The sequence below is a fragment of the Photobacterium sp. 53610 genome, assembly GCF_036409375.1.
Lineage (GTDB): Bacteria > Pseudomonadota > Gammaproteobacteria > Enterobacterales > Vibrionaceae > Photobacterium.
Genome location: NZ_JAXOFS010000001.1, coordinates 250,022 through 266,772 on the forward strand (window position 1 = coordinate 250,022; position 16,751 = coordinate 266,772).

At 50.1% G+C, this 16,751-nt stretch carries 12 protein-coding genes and 1 other annotated feature; of the genes, 5 read left to right on the forward strand and 7 right to left on the reverse strand.

Going from position 1 to position 16,751, the window contains the following annotated elements:
- Position 1: 1 nt before the first annotated feature.
- The 6 genes from hisD to SPK40_RS01260 form a co-directional block, all read right to left on the reverse strand.
- Complete coding sequence (gene hisD / locus SPK40_RS01235; RefSeq protein WP_248140876.1) at positions 2-1,324, reverse strand: histidinol dehydrogenase; 1,323 nt, start codon at positions 1,322-1,324, stop codon at positions 2-4.
- A gap of 4 nt (positions 1,325-1,328) precedes the next feature.
- On the reverse strand, positions 1,329-2,225 hold the full coding sequence (hisG, locus tag SPK40_RS01240) for an ATP phosphoribosyltransferase (protein ID WP_248141689.1): 897 nt from the start codon (positions 2,223-2,225) through the stop codon (positions 1,329-1,331).
- 47 nt (positions 2,226-2,272) lie between these two features.
- Positions 2,273-2,412: a sequence feature (His leader region), on the reverse strand.
- Positions 2,413-2,571: 159 nt separating this feature from the next.
- Positions 2,572-3,057: a YchJ family metal-binding protein gene (locus SPK40_RS01245; RefSeq protein WP_330959164.1), complete on the reverse strand. Its 486-nt coding sequence runs from the start codon at positions 3,055-3,057 to the stop codon at positions 2,572-2,574.
- 3 nt (positions 3,058-3,060) lie between these two features.
- A complete protein-coding gene (locus SPK40_RS01250) occupies positions 3,061-4,275 on the reverse strand; it encodes an EAL and HDOD domain-containing protein (RefSeq protein WP_248140874.1) in 1,215 nt (404 codons plus the stop codon).
- A gap of 308 nt (positions 4,276-4,583) precedes the next feature.
- On the reverse strand, positions 4,584-5,315 hold the full coding sequence (lpxH, locus tag SPK40_RS01255; RefSeq protein ID WP_330959165.1) for a UDP-2,3-diacylglucosamine diphosphatase: 732 nt from the start codon (positions 5,313-5,315) through the stop codon (positions 4,584-4,586).
- Positions 5,316-5,361: 46 nt separating this feature from the next.
- Positions 5,362-5,859 (reverse strand): peptidylprolyl isomerase, encoded by a 498-nt coding sequence (locus tag SPK40_RS01260; protein WP_248140872.1) that lies wholly within the window; start codon positions 5,857-5,859, stop codon positions 5,362-5,364.
- 254 nt (positions 5,860-6,113) lie between these two features.
- Here SPK40_RS01260 and cysS point away from each other — a divergent pair, with 254 nt between their 5' ends.
- The 4 genes from cysS to SPK40_RS01280 all read left to right on the forward strand — a co-directional run bounded on the left by cysS (position 6,114) and on the right by SPK40_RS01280 (position 12,475).
- Complete coding sequence (gene cysS, locus SPK40_RS01265; protein WP_330959166.1) at positions 6,114-7,493, forward strand: cysteine--tRNA ligase; 1,380 nt, start codon at positions 6,114-6,116, stop codon at positions 7,491-7,493.
- Positions 7,494-7,861: 368 nt separating this feature from the next.
- Positions 7,862-9,703: a carotenoid oxygenase family protein gene (locus SPK40_RS01270; protein ID WP_330959167.1), complete on the forward strand. Its 1,842-nt coding sequence runs from the start codon at positions 7,862-7,864 to the stop codon at positions 9,701-9,703.
- Between the two features lie 73 nt (positions 9,704-9,776).
- Positions 9,777-11,381 (forward strand): D-arabinono-1,4-lactone oxidase, encoded by a 1,605-nt coding sequence (locus SPK40_RS01275; protein ID WP_330959168.1) that lies wholly within the window; start codon positions 9,777-9,779, stop codon positions 11,379-11,381.
- 65 nt (positions 11,382-11,446) lie between these two features.
- Positions 11,447-12,475 carry a hypothetical protein gene (locus SPK40_RS01280; protein ID WP_330959169.1) on the forward strand — a complete coding sequence of 343 codons (1,029 nt, stop codon included), beginning with the start codon at positions 11,447-11,449 and terminating at the stop codon, positions 12,473-12,475.
- A 57-nt stretch (positions 12,476-12,532) separates the two neighbouring features.
- Here the strand turns inward: SPK40_RS01280 and SPK40_RS01285 are convergent, their stop codons facing one another.
- Positions 12,533-13,378: an ion transporter gene (locus SPK40_RS01285; protein WP_248140867.1), complete on the reverse strand. Its 846-nt coding sequence runs from the start codon at positions 13,376-13,378 to the stop codon at positions 12,533-12,535.
- Positions 13,379-13,978: 600 nt separating this feature from the next.
- Here SPK40_RS01285 and adhE point away from each other — a divergent pair.
- Positions 13,979-16,696, forward strand: a complete 2,718-nt coding sequence (gene adhE / locus SPK40_RS01290) for a bifunctional acetaldehyde-CoA/alcohol dehydrogenase (protein ID WP_248140865.1) — start codon at positions 13,979-13,981, stop codon at positions 16,694-16,696.
- The last annotated feature ends 55 nt before the right edge of the window (positions 16,697-16,751 follow it).

The window sequence follows — 16,751 nt, forward strand, 5'->3', positions numbered from 1 at the left end:
ATTAAGCCTCTTTCAGCGTCGAAGCGCTGGTGGAAGATAGTTTCAGTTTTTCTACCCGGATACTGACTGCGCGGCGGTGCGCATCCAGACCTTCCGCGGTTGCCATGGTCTCAACGGTCGGTGCCAGTCCTAACAGGCCATCGGCACTGAGTTCCTGCACGGTCATCCGTTTGGTAAAATCGGCCAGCCCCAGGCTGGAGTAAGTTTTGGTGTAGCCGTAAGTCGGCAGGACATGGTTGGTACCGGAGGCATAGTCGCCGACCGATTCCGGTGACCAGTGGCCCAGGAAAATTGAACCGGCATTATCGAGCAGTGTAACCAAATCGCGTGGATTCCGGGTCTGCACGATCAGGTGTTCAGGGCCGTAATGATTCGATATCGACACGCATTGCGTCATGCTGTCTGCAATGATAGTCAGACTTGACCCTAAGGCCTGACGGGCAATATCAGCCCGGGACAGACTTTGCAGCTGCTGACCGATGGCATCTGCGACTCGGTCGGCAATGCTTGGATCCGGCGTGACGAGCACCACCTGAGAATCCGGCCCGTGCTCGGCCTGACTCAGCAGATCAGCAGCGATGAAATCCGGGTCTGCCGTGCTGTCAGCGATCACCATGACTTCAGACGGACCGGCAGGCATATCAATGGCGGCACCATAAAAGTCATTACTGACCTGGCGTTTCGCTTCGGTCACAAAGGCATTCCCGGGCCCGAAAATCTTGTCGACCTTAGAGACGGTTTCTGTTCCGAATGCCATGGCAGCAATCGCTTGTGCGCCGCCAACATTATATACATCTGTTATCCCGCACAGTTGTGCGACGTAGAGAATCTCATCGGCAATCGGCGGAGGAGAACACAGAACCACACGACGGCAACCGGCTATCTGGGCTGGCACGCCCAGCATCAGCACGGTCGATGGCAGTGGCGCACTGCCACCCGGAATATACAGACCCACCGCATGAATCGGACGTGTCACCTGCTCGCAGATCACACCCGGCTGGGTTTCAACCTGCAGCGGCTTGGTTTTTTGCGCTTTGTGGAAACAGGCAATATTGGCATAGGCCTGCTGAAGCGCTTGTTTCATGTCATCGGTTAAACGATCTGCTGCAGCCTGGATCTCATCTCCGCTCACTTTGATTGAATCGGGACGGACTTTATCGAACTTCTCTGTCAGTTCCAGCAGCGCATCATCACCGCGTTTGCGCACATCTGAGATGACACCGGCAACAATGGTTGAAATATTTTCGCCTGCCGTGATGGCCGGGCGCTGCAATAACGATTCACGTTGAGTTTCACTCAGAGATTGCCATACAACCGTCTTCATGGGATTACTCCATCATCTTCTCAATGGGCAGGACGAGAATTGAGCTGGCGCCCAGTGTTTTCAACTGTTCCATGGTTTCCCAGAACAGGTTTTCTGAGCTGACCAGGTGAACAGCAACCCGGCTTTTATCGTGTGACAGAGGCATGACTGTCGGGTCTTCTGCACCCGGTAACAGCGCAGTGATTTGCTCCAGACATTCTGTCGGTGCGTGCAGCATAATGTATTTGGATTCTTTGGCCTGAATGACCCCTTGCATCCGGGTCAGCAGACGGTCAATCAGCGCTTGTTTGTCTGCACTGAAATCGCCGCTGCGTTGGATCAGGACCGCTTTGGACTGCAAAATGACTTCTACCTCTTTCAGGCCGTTTGCTTCCAGCGTAGCACCGGTAGACACCAGGTCACAGATAGCATCGGCGAGACCGGCACGCGGTGCCACTTCTACAGAGCCATTGAGCATACAGGTGCTGAACGATACGCCTTGTTCAGTCATGTAGCGTTTCACCAGTTGAGGATAGGTGGTTGCAATGCGTTTACCCTGAAGATCCTGAGGTCCGTTGTAGACTTCGTCCTTATCAATGGCGATGGAAAGACGGCATCCGCCAAAATCCAGCCGGCGTAATTTCACGTAGTGGCTGGGCTCTCCCTGCGCGGCGCGTTCAAGGCTGACTTCTTCCAGCTCATTCTCACCAATGAAACCCAGATCAACAACACCGTCCATAATCAGTCCGGGAATATCATCATCACGTACTAGCAGCAGGTCGATTGGCATGTTTTCACTGTGAACTACCAGACGCTCACCAATCAGATTGAATTTCACACCGCAGCGTTTCAGCAGTTCTTTACATTCTGTGCTCAGGCGTCCTTTTTTCTGAATGGCGATACGTAGTCGTTGTGTTTGCATCATGATATTCCCTGTAGATTTGATTTATCTTTAAAATTCGGTGCTTAAACGAAAAACCCCCGGAAGATTTCTCTTCCGGGGGTCTGAATGCTGCTTTGTCGTAGCGACCGCTGGAAGAGGCGAACTTGTCGTCTTCCAGATGAGGCGTATCCTCCTGAAAGACTAGTCAGGATGATGGTGATGATGGTGTAGATTAACCATTGGGATACGCATAACTATGTACTCTATTTAAATCATTATTAATTGCGGGCTTGTCTTCACACTAACCAAGGTATTGGGAATTTGCAACAGTTAATTAGTACATTTTCAAAATTTATTGATGGCTGGTTTTCCGGTAGTCATCAGTTTACATACAGCATTTCTTAAATTTCTTACCGCTTCCGCACGGGCAGGGATCATTACGCCCCACTTTGACCGGGGCTGCATTTTCCGGATATTCGCCGTCAATATAGAACCATTGTTGACTGTTACCGACCATTTCACGTAAAAAACGGGATTTTTCGTGCAGACTGTGCTTTTCGCCCTGTTCCTGATAGAAGGCCTTGAACTCAACATAACCCTCAGTCTCATTGGCGATTTGACTGTCGCAGACTTCAAGTCTCAGCCACTCACTGTGAACCGATTCAGCAATTGCATCACGGTACTGTTCAGCTTTACAGCTGGGGTGGTAAGTGGCGACGACGAAATCGACCAGCCCGAGCACATGTGCACTGTAACGGGCGCGCATCAGCTGTTCCGGATGATGTGCGGCTGAAGGATTCTGATGGACAGGCGCACAGCAGTCTGTGAGTGGACGATGGCTGCCGCAAGGGCAAAGTGTTGTCTCTTTCATTGGTTATTGCAGTTCTTCAATTTGGGTGACCCATTCAACGGACTCCAGATAGCGCTTCGCAACGCTTTCGGTATTCAGTCCCAGTCTGCGGCACATTGCATCCACCTGCTCCCAGTCGGCATAGTCGTAGGCGCAAACCAGCGAGAGCAGATGGCCCAGATCACCGTTTCGGCTGATCAGTGCATCCTGGATTGTGATATCTAATGGCAGCATTGGAATCAGGACATCCATTGGCTGATCCAAAAGGGAATCCAGCATTGAAAACAATCCCGTGAGGAAAGCCCGGTTGCAGTTCAGCTGCGGAGAAACGTCGGCTGCCAGCAGTTCACACAGGTGTGCCCGCTGCAGAGAGAGGCAATACAGTGATGGCGGCTTGTCTTTGGTGACATGAGATGTCGCTACAAAACTGATGAAACGGCGCAGCCTTTCCTGTCCCAGATAAATCAGCGCCTGTTTGAAAGATGATATCGGAACTGCACGATTGGAAGTGATCGCATTCACATGCCGAAGCAGTTTGTAAGAGAGGGACAAGTCGGTTGCGATGACTTCTTCCGCGGCGTCAAAGTCGACATCATCCTGGCAAATCTGCTGATAAAGGCGCAGCGTTGTCAGTGCTGACGGACTCAGGGTTTTTTGCTGCATCATCTCAGGTTTACTGAAAAAGTAGCCCTGAAACAGGTGAAAACCCGCGGCTTTCGCTTCTTTGAATTCTGCGTAGGTTTCGACTTTTTCAGCCAGGAACTGAATGGGTTTGTCTTTATGACGGCGGATAAAAAAGCGTGCTTTTTCGATCGGTGTCAGTTGCAGGTCGAATTTGACAATATGTACATACGGCAGAAATCGGTTCCATTCCACGCTCGGATTAAAATCATCCAGGGCAATCAGATAACCTCTCTGAAACAGGTCCTTGACCTTTTCCAGGAGTTGCTCTGAAGGCGTGCAGTCTTCCAGGACTTCAATGACGAAGCTGTGGGACGGGAAGAGCAGTGGTGTACCTTGTAACAGGCTTTTTTCAGGGAAGTTTACAAAAGCGAGTTTGCCGCTGCATACATCGTTCGAACCGTTTGAGAAAAAGTTATCCAGCAAGAGGCGGTTAGTTGCTTCTTCCGGAGGAACATTGGGAAAACAGTTTCTCGGCCCGTCCCTGAACAGTAACTCATAGCCGATGGTCGTTTTATCTCGGTCTAATACGGGCTGTCTCGCTAGATATGAATACATGATATCAGTACTGTTGATGGTTATCGTTCTGTCGGCGAGGGCTTGCATAGCCTGAGTTTCTCGTTGGTGAATAGTCCGCATGACTGAGTTAGTCCATTCGATTACTTATAATTATCACCGTTGCGTAACATTAGCAGTAGAATTTTCTACCGGTTGTGACCTTTGGCGGAGAAATTACGCGGCTTGTGATCTTTAGCCCAAAAGAAAATGTGGATAAGTAAAAATAATACTCAAATCTGGTCGTGAGCGAAAGTGAAAACGACGAGAGATAACCCTGATGAATACTTTTTGAAGATTTTTTATCCCTTTCAGGCATCCGGGAATTGGCGGGTTTCGAGCTGGCAACCCATTGGCGAACAACGCAGTACAGAGCCTTGATCATACCAGTCTCCCAACACGGTTCTTGTGGCTTGCAGATCATCCTTGTTTATCTGATGAACCGCCGGGCGGTGGGTATGCCCGTGAATCATACGGGTGACTTTTTTCTCTTTCATCAGGTCAATCACGGCTTGAGGTGTGACATCCATGATTGAATTCGCTTTTATCTGATTGGTCTGACTGCTGTTAGAACGCATTTTACGGCCAATGGACTGTCGCCAGGATAGGGGTAACCGCAAAAACAGCCACTGAATGAAAGGGTTATGAACCTTTTTGCGATAGCGCTGATAATTTTCATCCAGCGTACACAGGGTATCGCCATGCAGTATGAGGGTCGGCGTGCCGTAGAGATCAATCACGGTGTGTTCAGGCAGCAAAGTGACTCCGGTTTCCCGGCTGAATTGTGAACCGATCAGAAAGTCCCGGTTGCCATGAATAAAATAGCAGGGAACGCCAGATTCGGTCAGCGCTTTGAACGCCCCTTTAATCTGTCGGTGAAACGTATTGTCGTCATCATCGCCAATCCACATCTCGAACAAATCACCCAGCACATACAGCGCCTCGCACTGGGTGGCTTCTTCAGACATAAAGCGCAGGAAACAATCGGTGATGTCAGGTCGATCCGCACTCAGGTGCAAATCTGCAATAAAGCAAGTGGTCATAGCGTCCGGAGAAAGTGGCCGGAGGAATCCGGCCACTGACAGATGATTATTCTTCGATGGTGACAGAGTTGATCACAACTTCTTCTACAGGAACATCCTGGTGTACGTAACCCCAGTTGCCTGTCGCCACAGATTTAATCTTGTTGACGACGTCCATACCTTCAACCACTTCACCGAATACGCAGTAACCCCAACCGTCTGGCGTTTCAGATTTGAAGTCCAGGAAGTTGTTGTCGTTAACGTTGATGAAAAACTGAGAGCTGGCAGAGTGTGGTTCCATGGTACGTGCCATTGCAATCGTGCCAGTTTTGTTGCTCAGGCCGTTATTCGCTTCATTCTTGATTGGCGCACGGGTTTCTTTTTCTACCATGCCGGAAGCCATGCCGCCGCCCTGGATCATGAAGCCGTCAATCACACGGTGAAACAGCGTGCCTTGATAGAAACCGTCACGGCAGTACTGCAGGAAGTTCGCACTGGTCTCTGGTGCTTTTTCTGTGTCTAGCTGAATTTTAATATCACCAAATGTGGTGTGAAGCGTTACCATGAGCTTATCCTTTACTGGAGTGTATTGCTTTTAAACCCTGAATTCTAACGAACTAAGGCTAAGCGTCAATACAAGTTTGCTATCAATCTGCCCGGAATGGACAGGCGTAATCCTTTAACTATAGAAGAGGGTTCGGAGAGGTAAAATCGGTCGCGAATATCAGGCTGATACCGCAATTTCCCTTGCCTTCAAAGGTCATTAAAGGTGTAATTAGCCCTTTAAATCGTAACCCCAAAAATGAGTAATTATCAGACATGTTAAAGATCTATAACTCACTGACAAGACAAAAAGAGGAATTTAAACCCATCGTGCCAGGCAAAGTCGGCATGTACGTCTGCGGGGTTACCATTTACGATTTGTGTCACATCGGCCACGGTCGAACTTTTGTCGCATTCGACGTGGTGTCGCGCTATCTGCGTTACAGCGGTTATGACCTGACTTTTGTCCGTAACATCACAGATATTGACGACAAAATCATCAAACGCGCTGCTGAGAACGGTGAAAGCTGTGACTCTCTGACAGAACGTCTGATTGGTGAAATGTACACCGATTTTGATGCACTGGGGATGGCGCGTCCGGATGTGGAACCGCGTGCGACTAAATTTATTACGGAAATCATTGCACTGTGTGAACGCCTGATTGAGCGCGGATTCGCGTATGTGGCGGACAACGGCGATGTCATGTTCGAAGTCAGCAAATTTGATGAATACGGCAAGCTGTCCGGCCAGGATCTGGAGCAGCTTCAGGCCGGCGCCCGTGTTGATATCGAAACCGCCAAGCGCAGTCCGTTGGATTTTGTCCTGTGGAAAATGTCCAAGCCGGGTGAGCCGACCTGGGAATCCCCATGGGGACCGGGTCGTCCGGGCTGGCACATTGAATGTTCTGCGATGAACTCTGCCATTCTGGGCGATCATTTCGATATTCATGGCGGCGGCTCTGACCTGCAATTCCCGCATCATGAAAACGAAATTGCTCAGTCCTGCTGTGCCCATGACACCCAGTATGTCAATACCTGGATGCACAGTGGCATGGTGATGGTTGATCGCGAGAAGATGTCCAAATCATTGGGAAACTTTTTTACCATCCGCGATGTACTGGGATATTACGATGCTGAGAGCGTACGTTACTTCCTGATGTCCGGGCATTATCGCAGCCAGCTGAACTACAGCGAAGAAAACCTGAAGCAGGCCCGCTCTGCGCTGGAACGTTTATATACGGCACTGCGCGGACTGGACGAGACAGTTGTTGCGCAGGGCGGTGAAGCTTTTGTTGAGCGTTTCAAAGCTGCTATGGATGATGATTTCAATACGCCTGAAGCGTATTCGGTGCTGTTTGATATGGCCCGTGAGATCAACCGTCTGAAGACTGAAGACCTGGCAGCCGCTTCTGCACTGGGTGCGCGCTTGCGTGAACTGGGCAGCGTACTGGGCTTGCTGGCACAGGAACCTGAAGCTTTCCTGCAAAGTGGTGCCAAAGAAGATGATGTGGCTGAGATTGAAGCGCTGATTCAGCAGCGTCTGGATGCTCGTGCCGCGAAGGACTGGGCAGCCGCAGATGCCGCGCGTGATAAACTGACCGCAATGGGCATTATTCTGGAAGATGGTCCTCAGGGCACCACGTGGCGTCGTAAGTAAAAGGTCAGACGATTCGTTGGTTTCTGAACGTCATAAATAACATTTTTATCAAGAAAGAGCTGTGTTTGATGCACAGCTCTTTTTTTTGTAATTTTTCTCTCCGATAAATCATGAATGAATAGCAGTATTTATCAGTGATGGTCATTCTTCGCCCAATTTAAATTGTTTATAAATAACAATTTTTATCGATAAATCTATCTCTAACTCGTACTTTTCTGCTTAATAACTAAAATCTTTGTAATTATGATAATTTTTTCATACATATCTTGATATGTTTTGCAAAATTTTAAAACATTCATTTGAAAAATGAATTCGCCGCTAGAGTTACTTTTACGTAACATTTTTCGTAACTTTGGCGGAAGATCTTCATGAGAAGAAGGACATTTTTGAAAGGGCTGGCGGGCGCTGCGATGGTACCGGTCAGCGGCATGACGATGAGTGCAGAGTCTTCATCATCGTTTCCGCAGCGTATCATGGATGCGCACCTCACTGACCGTTCAGGTGAGTTGTCTGTACTGTCCGGTCAGCTTCCGGATGACATCCACGGGCATGTCTTTTTTGCCGAAGGTATCCCCCTCGAAGAAGGACATTTTACGCCCAGTGGCCGGGGCGCACTGACCCGGATTGATCTCTCCCAGCAGGGTGTCCGCTTTATCCGAAAAATGATCAATACCCCATCAGTGCTGATGCAGCAGCATATCGACAGCTGGCCGGACCGCTTCAAACTTATGGGGGGGATGGCGTACTACAGCCCAACGATGGGGTTTGTAAATACCTGCAATACGGCACCAAATTACATGGGGAACAAGCGTTTTGCCCTGAGTTTTGAAGGCGGCGTGCCTTACGAGTTTGATGCTCAGTCACTCGAACTGGTTACGCCGATCGGTCATTACGACGAATGGGAAAGCAGCCTGCCGCCACTGATGGATGTACTGACGCCGGAGAAATGGTTATTCCCGCAAGTCCGGACCACGGGACATCCCTATTTTGATCTGGAAACCAATGACTGCTTCACCATCAATTACGGCGGCAATATTGGGAAGCTTGGGACGCGTCACGGCTTCATTCATTTAATCAAATGGGATCAGAAAGGGGCCTTGCAGCGCTGGCAGGTGATGGGCCGCGATGGCCGCCCGGCATTTATCGCGGCAACCGCGCATTCGCTGGGAGTAACACGCCACCATATCCTGGTTTTTGAAACGGCTGCTCAGGTTGAGCCACTGCGCATGATCGGAATTCGCAGTGTCGAGCCGCAAAAACACCGGACGCCGGTCTGGGTGATCCGCAAAAAAGATCTGCTGGCGGGAAAGACACAGGTTATCGCAGATTATCTTGAGCTGGATTTTGATACCTCAGATGTCATGTGTAATTACGATGACCATGACCACGAAATTACCCTGTATGGCCAGTATCTCGGCGCAATGGATAAATCGGAGCCGCAATATACCTGGGACCGGCTGCATTTTGGTGGACGGGTCTCTGCAAGGATTGCAGGCTATCCGGCCGCCCCGGTGGATGTGGGCGGCTTAACCCGGACCCGCATTCAGGTGAAGTCAGATTCAGTACGGGAGATCCATGCGGATTTCCGGTTACTGCGTGATGATCAGCTGTTCTGGGACATGAACGATCCCGCCTATCAGGGCCATTTCCAGTTCCCGGAAACGTTCGAGCATATTTACTGGGCTGCTGTCGGTTACCGGCCGGAGCATGTTGTGTCGCGGGTCGCGAAAGCTTATCAGGATTATCCGAATCGTCTGTTCACCAATGACTCACTGCCGCAGGAAACGCAGCCTTCTGCACTGGTGCATCTGGATTGTCTCACCATGACTCTGACGGATGCCTATCAGTTTCCGGCAGACTGCGTGATGCGGACACCGCAGTTTATTTCCCGGCCGAATGCAACTTCTCAGCAGGATGGCTACCTCTTTACTGCCGTGGTGCGTCAGCAACCGACACATGGCCTTGGGAATGGCAAGGAAATCTGGTTGTTTGATGCACAGAATCTGGCGATGGGACCTATTGCGATTCTGGGGCATCCGGATCTGAATTTTGCCACGACCAATCATGCACTCTGGGTCCCGGAAATTGATCGGCGGCCTGACAACAGTTACCGGGCCAATGTGGGTGACTTTTTCCGCTCCCGTGCGTCGTCGCACAGGGCATCGGTCAGGAAGGTAATTGAAGAACAAATATTACCGCGTTTTGGCTAGGACAATGGCTCTGGTGACGAACTCTGGATGGGTTCAGCTTCTGCTGTGAGTCGCAAATTATAAGGATAAAATCATGAAGAAAGTCGGACGACTGCTGTTAGCCGGGGTGGCGGCTGCTGGTGTGGCATTTGCGCTCCACTCGAATGAACCGGAAAACACGCTCTCAAATTATCAGGGAACTTACACCTGTCATCCCGGTGTCATCTACGATCCCACTTCGGTAGAGGAAGTGCAGTCCATTGTGGAAGATGCGCTGGCTCAGGGCAAAACGGTGATGACCGGGAACCGCAAGTTTGCCAGCCAGATTGATGCTGCCTGTGCGGCTGACGAGCAGGTTCAAATCACACTGAAAAATATGGATAAAATTGTTCAGTTTGATGCTGCAAGCAAGCAAGTCACGGTTCAAGCCGGAATGCGATTTAACGATTTGAATGATTTTCTGCGCTCGCAGGGGCTGGCCGTCAATATGGTAACCGAGCTGGGCACCTTTACCATTGGCGGGATGCTGGGCAGCGGTACTCATGGCTCTACCCTGGAAAAACCCAGTAATATGCTGGCGGACTACGTCACCCGTATGAAAATCGTCGACGGACAGGGACAGGCCAGAGTACTGACGGGTGATTTGCTCGATGCGGCCCGGGTGAATCTGGGGGTACTGGGTGTGGTTGTTGAAGTCACACTGCAACTGGAAGACGCCTTTAAAGTGAGGGCAGACGTCAAAGGTTACCTGAGTGATGAAGGGCTGGAAGACAAAGTCCTTGAGATTGCCCGCAGTAATTACTCGGCCAATATTGCCTGGTTCCCGGGGCTGGGTCGTTATACCACGACACTGTACAACCCGGTTCCACTGGATACACCGGGAGAAGCTTATAACGCTCAGGCTGATGTGTCTGATGTACAGGAGTTTTTCTTCGGATTGCTCTTTAATGCGGCGCATGAGTTCCCGGGCAGCGGTTTACAGTGTCTGGCAGCCAAAGCCCGTTATCAGGCCAGAGCGAATTCATATTTCCGGGATATTCAGACCGGTAAGAAAATCAGCAACCCTGTCGGCTATTCCGACCAGATGCAGTACTTCAAGTGTAAGGACCCGAACAAGTGTATCTGGGACCGGCTGCCCATCGCACTGCAGGAAGTGGCCATTGATATTGAACAGTTGCCCGACTGGATCCGGGATGTTCGTCAGATTGTTGCAGCCCATCCCCGAACCTGTTTCCCGCTCAACGGTATTTATTTCCGGTTCGGTCAGGCCTCGAAAAGTTACATTGGCATGAGTGCAGATCGCGATACGGCGTTTGTCGGCATCGAATATACCCTGCGTCAGGAAGGGAAGAAGGAACCGAAAAACTATTTCGTGAATCTGGAGATCGAACAGTTGTCGCTCCGGAAATACGGTGCCCGTCCGCACTGGGGGAAAAACTCCGTCGCCATTTTCGAAGACATGCCGGCACGCTTTAACCGCTGGCCGGAATTCCTGCAGGCCAAAAACGAGCTGGATCCGTTGAATGTCTTCACCAATCCATTCTGGGAGCGGGTCAGTGGGGAGATTCCGCTGGAAGATTATCTGACTCCCGGGTGTAACACGCGCGGGGAGTGCTACTGCCAGACGGATGAACACTGCCCGACAGGAACCAGCTGTCAGCCCGGCCGTTACTTTACGGACGCACGAATCTGCCGCTGAGGCGTTCTTTCAAACGTGGCAGCGATTCAGCTGCCACATTTCTTTGCATGAAAAGGGATGTGACGATGAAATCAATCATCAGCTGGTGTCTGCTCATGTCTGTGAGCTGGACATGTCAGGCGACACGTCTGGATGACATTCGCCCGCATACACCGACCAGCAACACCTGGAGTGAACAGTGGTTCTATTATCTCAATGATCCGCTGGTGGGGTATTTTAAAATCAGTGCACAAACATATCTTACCCCTGATCTTGACCCTCAGGCTGAGCATGCATATGTACACGTCGTTTATGCGCCGGTTGGGGGACAACAGGTTGTGTTGGATCAGTATTTTGATCAGGTTGAACTGGAAGGTCAGCCCGGCAGCGAAGCGTTCCGGTTTTCTGTGCCGGATAAGGTCGATATTGATCAGGATGGCATTCGTCTGAATCTGGAGAATCTGAGCTTTCATCTGAAATACACCGGGGAGCACCGTCACTACACTGGTGGTTCAAATCCGGGTCAGAATCCGTTCGGGTTGATTGGCGATTTTCCCGGCGTGGCTGTGAATTACTTTGTTTATTCGATGGGCACGCCCAGCCAGTATGAATTCCGGCTCGGGGAGATCTCTCATTCCGGAGAGGGGGTGACTTATCTGGACAAGGGGTGGTTTGATGCCAAGAAAAGCGAAGGATTTTCTTTTTTAGGGGCATTTACGCCGGAAAGGCAATTGATGATGACCGGCGGTTCACAGGGAGGGCTGCCTCTGGAGCTCTGGGTTGGCCGCTATGTGTCAGAACAAGCAGATATTCTGCTACATCCGTCTCTGGTGGGCCTGAGTGTTCAGAAAGAATCCAATGCCTGTAACGGCTACCTGAAACTGACCATCACCAAGCTCGGGAAGAAAATTGAAGTCGAAGCCAGTTCTGATTTGACCGATTTTTATATTTCGGAAATGCCTTCGAAAGTCGTTTTTGGGCAGGACCAGCCCATTATGAAATCGATGAATGCCCGGATCACCGCCAAAGTGTACCGGTGGGGCCGGCTGGTGGATACTATGGAAGTGCCTCAGGGGTTACTGGAATTCAGTGGCAGTGAGATGTGCCCGCAGTAAAAAAAGTGTGTATGTCCGGCGAGAAAGAAATCTCCGGACATACATTGCTGGACTGATTCAGCTTTCTGTCGTCTGAACGACCCGATCATCAGGGTCAGCCAGCTGGCTGCCACAGTGCTTACAAAAGACAGCATCAGGTTCATGGCCAGCGCGGGAACAGTTCATGCATTTCACCAGCGTACGGTGCAGCTGGCTCTGATGGCCTATCTCTGCCGTAATAATGCCGGTTGGGACGGCAATAATGGAGTAACCCATCAGCATGGTAAATGAAGCCAGCGCCTTGCCCAGGTCAGTCTGAGGTACGACATCACCATAACCGACCGTTGTCAGTGTCACGATGGCCCAGTAAATGCTGTAGGGAATACTGGTAAACCCATGTTCGGGCCCTTCAATCACAAACATCAGCGAACCGAAAACGGTAACCAGTACAGCGACAGTCGTGAAAAAGATCAAAATTTTCCGGCTCGATTGCAGCAGGGAACGGAGCAGCAGATTCGAGTCCTGTAAGTAGCGCATGAGTTTCAGCACCCGGAAAATCCGCATCACCCGCAGAAGTCGGATGACCATCAGATAATGGGCTGTCGGGAACAGGAACACCAGATATGTGGGCAGGATGGCTAATAAGTCCACAATGCCATAAAAGCTGCGTGCATAGGCTGCTGGTTTCGGCGAGCTGTAGAGACGCAGCAGGTACTCAATCGTGAATACCAGCGTGAATCCCCATTCCATCCAGTAAAACACTTTGCCCCACAGCGCGCCGATACTGCTGACTGAGCCAAGCATCAGCACAGTAATAGAAGCAAGGATGGTCACAATGAGTGCAATATCGAAGGTTTTACCGGCAGGCGTGTGGGTACCAAAAATGGTGACGTAAATGGTTTCCTGCAATGACGAACGGGACATAAATACAATCTGAAAGGTGAAAAAACAAAAGCATACCCAAGTGTAGCGACCGTTGCTATGGCGTTGTTCAATGTCTTTGGGAACTGGGAAGCGAAATACGATTTTGTTTTCATATCGTGAGACTTCTTCCCTGAAGTGATATGCTCTTTGTTGCTCAATTTCGGGTGAAAATTTATACAGTGAATTTATCGTGACGTACCAATGTGGATTAGGCTTTATGGGATAGCAACCATCCTCATGATGGGCCATCCCGGGCTGGATGCAGCGGAACATGCGGTTTGTTGTGCTAACGAAATTTATTTTCAGTCGAGTAATTTTTTTTCAAGATCAATTCAGTGCACATTGGCTGACTATTGAATTAGTTGAATATGTATTGCTTTTAAGTGTCTGATTTTTTGAGTGAATTTTTCTTCATTTGAAGTGTTGTTGAACTGTGCACTTCACATGATCCAGATCAAGTCTTTTACGAAGATGAAGTCATAAAATCAGTTTTGAAAGCAATTTACTAAGAGTGCGACATCGGCGATAAGCGCCCTTATGGCAAGGATTTAAGACGTATCCTTACTAAAAAGTTTTCAATCTTAAAGTTAGGAGTTGACTATGCCTGTCACGAATTTGGCTGAACTCGATGCAATGGTTGCCCGTGTTAAAGCAGCACAGAAAGTGTTTGCGACGTACTCTCAGGAGCAGGTCGATAAGATCTTCCGTGCGGCTTCATTGGCGGCAAACAATGCCCGTATTCCGCTGGCACAGCAAGCGGTGAATGAGTCTGGCATGGGTATTGTCGAAGACAAAGTGATCAAAAACCACTTTGCCTCTGAATTTATATATAACAAATATAAAGACGAAAAAACCTGCGGCATTCTTGAAGAAAATGATGAATTTGGCACGCTGACGATTGCTGAGCCGGTGGGCCTGATTTGCGGTATTGTGCCAACCACCAACCCGACGTCAACAGCGATCTTCAAGTCTCTGATTTCACTGAAAACCCGTAACGGTATTATCTTCTCGCCACACCCGCGTGCGAAAGAATCAACCAATGCTGCGGCCAAACTGGTGCTGGATGCTGCGGTTGCCGCAGGTGCACCGAAAGATATTATCGGCTGGATTGATCAGCCATCGGTTGAGCTGTCCAATGCACTGATGAAGCATGACGATATCAACCTGATTCTGGCAACCGGTGGTCCGGGCATGGTGAAAGCGGCCTATTCATCCGGTAAGCCTGCCATCGGTGTAGGTGCCGGTAACGTGCCTGTCGTCATTGATGAAACAGCGGACATCAAGCGTGCAGTTGCTTCTGTCCTGATGTCAAAAACTTTCGATAACGGCGTGGTCTGTGCTTCAGAACAGGCTGTGATTGTCATGGATGAAGTCTATGACGAAGTGAAAGAGCGTTTTGCCAGCCATAAAGGTTATGTGCTGAGCAAAGAAGAAGCTGACAAAGTCCGTAAAGTGATTCTGATTGAAGGCAATCTCAACGCGAATATCGTTGGTCAGCCGGCCACCAAGATTGCTGAGATGGCTGGGATTGCGGTTCCTTCAGACACCAAAGTGCTGATTGGCGAAGGTGTTGCGATCACCATTGACGAAGAATTTGCGCATGAAAAACTGTCTCCGACTTTGGGGATGTTCCGTGCGAAGACATTCGAAGATGCGGTTGATATGGCCTGTCAGATGGTTGAACTGGGCGGTATCGGTCACACGTCCGGCCTCTATACCAACCAGGATATCAATGAAGATCGTATCAAGTACTTCGGTGACAAGCTGAAAACAGCGCGTATTCTGGTGAACATTCCTACCACTCATGGTGGTATCGGTGACCTGTATAACTTCAACGTGGCACCATCCCTGACATTGGGTTGCGGTTCATGGGGCGGTAACTCTATCTCAGAGAACGTGGGTCCTAAGCACCTGATCAATAAGAAAACTGTCGCAAAACGGGCTGAAAATATGTTGTGGCACAAACTGCCGAAATCTATCTACTTCCGTCGTGGCAGCCTGCCGGTTGCGCTGACTGACCTGGAAGACAAGAAACGTGCATTTCTGGTGACAGACCGCTTCCTGTTCAACAATGGTTATGCGGACGAAGTGATGTCGCTGCTCAAAGCGCAGGGGATGGATGTGCATGCTTTCTACGATGTGGAAGCAGACCCGACACTGACCGTGGTGAAAAAAGGTGCGGAAGCGATGAAGAGCTTCCAGCCGGATGTCATCATTGCACTGGGCGGTGGTTCACCGATGGATGCTGCGAAAATCATGTGGGTAATGTACGAGCATCCGGACACGCATTTTGAGGAACTGGCGATGCGCTTTATGGATATCCGTAAACGTATCTACAAATTCCCGAAAATGGGCAAGAAAGCTGAGCTGGTGTGTATTACAACCACCTCAGGGACTGGCTCTGAAGTAACGCCATTTGCAGTTGTGACTGACGATGAGACCGGTGCCAAATATCCGCTGGCTGATTACGAGCTGACACCTCAGATGGCGATTGTGGATGCCAACCTGGTGATGAACATGCCGAAGTCGCTGACTGCATTTGGTGGTTACGATGCCGTGACGCATGCACTGGAAGCTTATGTGTCTGTTCTGGCAAACGAGTACTCAGACGGTCAGGCACTGCAAGCCCTGCAACTGCTGAAACAGTACCTGCCATCAAGCTATGCAAACGGTGCGAAAGACCCGATTGCCCGTGAGAAAGTGCACAATGCCGCAACCATTGCCGGTATCGCATTTGCGAACGCTTTCCTGGGTGTGTGCCACTCAATGGCGCATAAGATTGGTGCAGAATTCCATCTGCCGCATGGCCTGGCGAATGCTCTGCTGATTGCGAACGTGGTGCGCTATAACGCCAACGATAATCCAACCAAGCAAACGGCTTTCTCTCAGTACGACCGTCCACAGGCACGCCGTCGTTATGCTGAAGTCGCGGATCATCTGGGTCTGTCTCTGCCGGGTGACCGTACAGCGAAGAAAATTGAGCGTCTGCTGAGCTGGCTGGACGAGCTGAAAGACAACCTGGACATTCCGAAGTCTATTCAGGCAGCAGGTGTGCCAGAGTCAGACTTCCTGGCGAAGCTGGATGAGCTGGCCGTAGAAGCATTTGATGACCAGTGTACCGGTGCGAACCCTCGCTACCCGCTGATCACTGAGCTGAAAGAAGTGCTGCTGGCTTCTTACTACGGTAAAGCTTATGTCGAAGGTGAAACCGTTGAAGGCACCACTGTGATTCTGAAAAAAGCAGATCAGAAACCAGCGGAAGCAACAAAAGTCGCGGCACCTGCAGCAAAAGCGAAAAAAGTTGCAGAGAAAGCATAACGCTTAATCACTCTGCAGCATGAAAGAACCCGCCAATCGGCGGGTTCTTTTTTTG

What these genes read in the sequence shown, in the direction of transcription:
- hisD (WP_248140876.1), bottom strand. Translation starts at nt 1,324, where the DNA reads ATGAAGACGGTTGTATGGCAATCTCTGAGTGAAACTCAACGTGAATCG.
- hisG (WP_248141689.1), bottom strand. Translation starts at nt 2,225, where the DNA reads ATGCAAACACAACGACTACGTATCGCCATTCAGAAAAAAGGACGCCTG.
- SPK40_RS01245 (WP_330959164.1), bottom strand. Translation starts at nt 3,057, where the DNA reads ATGAAAGAGACAACACTTTGCCCTTGCGGCAGCCATCGTCCACTCACA.
- SPK40_RS01250 (WP_248140874.1), bottom strand. Translation starts at nt 4,275, where the DNA reads ATGTATTCATATCTAGCGAGACAGCCCGTATTAGACCGAGATAAAACG.
- lpxH (WP_330959165.1), bottom strand. Translation starts at nt 5,315, where the DNA reads ATGACCACTTGCTTTATTGCAGATTTGCACCTGAGTGCGGATCGACCT.
- SPK40_RS01260 (WP_248140872.1), bottom strand. Translation starts at nt 5,859, where the DNA reads ATGGTAACGCTTCACACCACATTTGGTGATATTAAAATTCAGCTAGAC.
- cysS (WP_330959166.1), top strand. Translation starts at nt 6,114, where the DNA reads ATGTTAAAGATCTATAACTCACTGACAAGACAAAAAGAGGAATTTAAA.
- SPK40_RS01270 (WP_330959167.1), top strand. Translation starts at nt 7,862, where the DNA reads ATGAGAAGAAGGACATTTTTGAAAGGGCTGGCGGGCGCTGCGATGGTA.
- SPK40_RS01275 (WP_330959168.1), top strand. Translation starts at nt 9,777, where the DNA reads ATGAAGAAAGTCGGACGACTGCTGTTAGCCGGGGTGGCGGCTGCTGGT.
- SPK40_RS01280 (WP_330959169.1), top strand. Translation starts at nt 11,447, where the DNA reads ATGAAATCAATCATCAGCTGGTGTCTGCTCATGTCTGTGAGCTGGACA.
- SPK40_RS01285 (WP_248140867.1), bottom strand. Translation starts at nt 13,378, where the DNA reads ATGTCCCGTTCGTCATTGCAGGAAACCATTTACGTCACCATTTTTGGT.
- adhE (WP_248140865.1), top strand. Translation starts at nt 13,979, where the DNA reads ATGCCTGTCACGAATTTGGCTGAACTCGATGCAATGGTTGCCCGTGTT.